The organism is Modestobacter sp. VKM Ac-2977, from assembly GCF_026968045.1.
GTDB lineage: Bacteria > Actinomycetota > Actinomycetes > Mycobacteriales > Geodermatophilaceae > Modestobacter.
Genome location: NZ_JAPVBQ010000007.1, coordinates 1 through 692, shown reverse-complemented (window position 1 = coordinate 692; position 692 = coordinate 1). Strand labels below are relative to the sequence as shown.

The following is a 692-nucleotide window of genomic DNA, read 5'->3' as shown; positions in this document are numbered from 1 at the left end:
GTCATCGGTTGCGGCTACCTGGGCGCTGTGCACGCGGCGTCGATGGCCGAGCTCGGGCACGACGTCGTCGGCATCGACGTCGACCAGCCGAAGGTCCACGCGCTGCAGCGGGCGAAGGCGCCGTTCTACGAGCCCGGTTTCGAGGAGCTGCTGGGCACCTCGCTGGCTTCGGGGCGTCTCCGGTTCAGCACCGACATGGCCGATGCCGGCGATGCCGTCGTCCACTTCGTCTGCGTGGGCACCCCGCAGAAGCGCGGGGAGTACGCCGCGGACCTGCGGTTCGTCGAGTCGGCGGTCGAGGGGCTGCTGGCCGCGCTCAAGCCCGGTGACCTGGTCGCCGGCAAGTCCACGGTCCCGGTGGGCACGGCGGCCCGGCTGGCGGAGCTGGTCGCCGACAAGGTGCCCGGGGCGATGCTCGCCTGGAACCCGGAGTTCCTCCGTGAGGGCTTCGCGGTGGAGGACACGCTGCACCCGGACCGGCTGGTCTACGGCCTCCCGGCCGGCCCCGATGGGGAGACGGCGCGGGCGATGCTGGATGAGGTGTACGCCTCGATCGTCGAGGTGGGCACCCCGCAGGTGGTCACCGACTACGCGACCGCGGAGATGGTGAAGACCGCGGCGAACTCGTTCCTGGCCACGAAGATCTCCTTCATCAACGCGATGGCCGAGCTGTGCGAGGCCACCGGCGCCGA

Annotated in this window: 1 protein-coding gene; it reads left to right on the top strand. The window is 71.2% G+C overall.

Annotated elements, in window-relative coordinates; all coding sequences use genetic code 11:
• Positions 1-692: nucleotide sugar dehydrogenase (locus O2V63_RS20680; RefSeq protein WP_269169358.1), on the top strand; the 692-nt coding region annotated here is incomplete at both ends.